Genomic DNA, 3,308 nt, shown 5'->3' with positions numbered 1-3,308 from the left:
ATTTTTATAGAGCTTGAATCTAGCTTTTATAGAAAATCTATTTAAGAAATATATTGTATTGTTTTGATTTCAATCCGCTATATGAACGATATTCATGTAAATATACCTGGTGAATGCTTGCATGACAAGATATTTGTTCTTGTATTTATAAATTAGTATTTTATGAGATATCAACATGCTTTAAATACAGTGAATAGGATATTTTTATGTTCAAGCTAAGAAAGATAGTAATCACTTTTGAATGGAAGGTTAAAGAATTATTAGAAGTATGGTTAGATATATAAATGGTCACGCTTTCACAATTTTGATATTTTATTGTGTTATTCCTTGACAATTTTGATTTAAAAATATATTATAAAGAAAATGACAGCGGTGTCATTTTCTGGTATGGAATTTATATGAATATTAAATTAGGACATAATATTTTTAATTGGAGGCTAATATGAAATCTTTTCAACAAAATGAGGTTTTCTCTATTCGTAAGTCTAAGGTGGGAGTTTGCTCAGTTCTCTTAGCGGTTTTATTTATTGGAACACAAAGTGTTTTAGCTAATGAAGTAGTTGGTGAAACTTCTTCGTCTAAAGATAATATGCAAATGAACTCTTTGTTGAGTAGCACATCTACATCATTATCTGCGGAACCCCATTCTGATACTCTCAGTCTTGATAACAATTCAAGTTTAAGTACTGATAATAATGGAGGAGTGAGTATTAATCAAAATAAACCTGATATAACAAATGATACTATGATTGGTAACATCTCTGGGATGGAAGTGAATACTATTTTAAGTACTAATCTGAACGAACACGTAGCTTTGAATGTTAAAGATTATGGAGCAATAGGTGACGGGGTTAATGATGATCGTCAAGCAATTCAAGATACAATAGATGCTGCAGCTAAAGGACTAGGTGGAGGAAATGTATATTTTCCTGAAGGAACTTATTTAGTAAAAGAAATTGTTTTTTTAAAAAGTCATACACACTTAGAATTGAATGAGAAAGCTACAATTCTAAATGGTATAAATATTAAGAATCACCCTTCCATTGTTTTTATGACAGGTTTATTTACGGATGATGGTGCGCAAGTAGAATGGGGCCCAACAGAAGATATTAGTTATTCTGGTGGTACTATTGATATGAACGGTGCTTTGAATGAAGAAGGAACTAAAGCAAAAAATCTACCACTTATAAATTCTTCAGGTGCATTTGCTATTGGGAATTCAAATAACGTAACTATAAAAAATGTAACATTCAAGGATAGTTATCAAGGGCATGCTATTCAAATTGCAGGTTCGAAAAATGTATTAGTCGATAATTCTCGTTTTCTTGGTCAAGCTTTACCTAAAACTATGAAAGATGGGCAAATTATAAGTAAGGAGAGTATTCAGATTGAACCATTGACTAGAAAAGGTTTTCCTTATGCTTTGAATGATGATGGGAAAAAATCTGAAAATGTTACTATTCAAAATTCATATTTTGGTAAAAGTGATAAATCTGGAGAATTAGTAACAGCAATTGGTACACACTATCAAACATTGTCGACACAGAACCCCTCTAATATTAAAATTTTAAATAATCATTTTGATAACATGATGTATTCTGGTGTACGTTTTACAGGATTTACTGATATTTTAATTAAAGGAAATAGATTTGATAAGAAAGTAAAAGGAGAAAGTGTACATTATAGAGAAAATGGTGCAGCCTTAATAAATGCTTTTAGTTATAAAAATGTAAAAGATGAACTTGATTTAAATAAGAAAGTCGTTATTACTGAAAATACATTTTATATTTCTGATCCTAAAACAAAGGCTATTAGAGTAGCAAAAGATAGTGCAGAATATTTAGGAAAAGTATCAGATATTACTGTAACAAAAAATGTAATTATTAATAATTCTAAGGAAACAGAACAACCAAATATTGAATTATTACGAGTTAGTGATAATTTAGTAGTCTCAGAGAATAGTATATTCGGTGGTAAAGAAGGAATTGTTATTGAGGATTCAAAGGGTAAAATAACCGTTTTAAATAACCAATTTTATAATTTATCCGGTAAGTATATATCATTCATCAAATCTAATGCAAATGGGAAAGAACCAGTTATACGTGATAGCGATGGTAATTTCAATATTGTAACGGAGAATGGGCTTTACAAAATTGTAACAAATAACTTAAGTGATAAAAACGAAAAAGAAAAAAACAAAGAGGAAAAATTTAAAACAAGTTCATATGTGCATGAAAAACAATCTAATTCAAATAATGTAATTGATAGTAACCAGAAGAAAGGAGAGTTTAACTCAAGTAAAGATAATAGACAAATTAATGACAAGATCGACAATAAACAAGATAATAAGATAGAAGAAGTGAACCATAAAATAGTTGGAGATGTCAGAGAAACTGAAAATCATATTAATAAATCTAAAGAAATAGTAGAGGTAAAACAAAAATTACCAAAGACTGGTTCGAACAAGATTATGGAACTATTCTTAACAGTGACAGGAATTGGTTTACTTTTGACACTAAAAGGGTTGAAGTATTATGGTAAAGATAAATAAAATTTGTTCGATACAAGGAAGTTCCGTAGAAAATGAGGATGCTGTAGGTTCACAAAATCAGTATTTTTGGATTATTGATGGAGCTACAGATTTATATAATTCTAAAGAGGAGATAGGTTATTCAGTCTCAGAAGTTGTACATATTTTATCAGAAAGTTTGTCGGTTAATTGTAAAGAATCAAAAACTCTTAAACAAATATTTGAAACTGCTTTACTCGAGGTTAAAGATGAAATCGGTTTAAACTCATATGAATTAACAGAGTATTATCGCTTACCAACATTTGCTTTTATATTTGCTAAACTTTCAGAAAAAAAGTTGGAGTATATGATGCTAGGTGACTGCGTCATGTTAGTAAACGAAATGGAAATAACTGATCATAGAGTAGATATCTTATTTGAAAAAGGGAAAAATGAGATAAAAGACTCAATTGGTACAAATAGTGTTTTAAATAAAAAAATTATTTTACAAAAAATCAGAAAATTATCTAATCAACCAAGTGGGTACTGGATAGGTTCGTTGGATGAGAGATTTTTAGACCATGCTATTATTAATCAAATAGATGTTACTAGTGAACAAATTGTTTTAATGAGCGATGGCTTTTATGAATTCTATCAAAATAATCAAAATAAAACTTTTGAAGAGTTAATTAAGATGAGATTTAATTCTTCTGCTATTGATCCAATCTATGGAAAGAAAGATGATGCAAGTATTCTAGTTATTGATGTTTGATATATTGTTTAAAATATTAATTGTTAC

At 28.8% G+C, this 3,308-nt stretch carries 2 protein-coding genes; both read left to right on the top strand.

Annotated elements, in window-relative coordinates:
• The first annotated feature begins 442 nt into the window (after positions 1-442).
• Complete coding sequence (locus ACWPV5_RS10160; protein ID WP_454383767.1) at positions 443-2,551, top strand: glycosyl hydrolase family 28-related protein; 2,109 nt, start codon at positions 443-445, stop codon at positions 2,549-2,551.
• On the top strand, positions 2,535-3,281 hold the full coding sequence (locus ACWPV5_RS10155; RefSeq protein ID WP_454383765.1) for a protein phosphatase 2C domain-containing protein: 747 nt from the start codon (positions 2,535-2,537) through the stop codon (positions 3,279-3,281). The genes ACWPV5_RS10160 and ACWPV5_RS10155 overlap by 17 nt, the downstream gene beginning before the upstream one ends.
• The last annotated feature ends 27 nt before the right edge of the window (positions 3,282-3,308 follow it).

This window comes from Streptococcus sp. Marseille-Q7156 (assembly GCF_965119495.1).
Note: the sequence above shows the minus strand (reverse complement) of the source record. Positions and strands in the feature narration are given on the sequence as shown.

What these genes read in the sequence shown, in the direction of transcription:
- ACWPV5_RS10160 (WP_454383767.1), top strand. Translation starts at nt 443, where the DNA reads ATGAAATCTTTTCAACAAAATGAGGTTTTCTCTATTCGTAAGTCTAAG.
- ACWPV5_RS10155 (WP_454383765.1), top strand. Translation starts at nt 2,535, where the DNA reads ATGGTAAAGATAAATAAAATTTGTTCGATACAAGGAAGTTCCGTAGAA.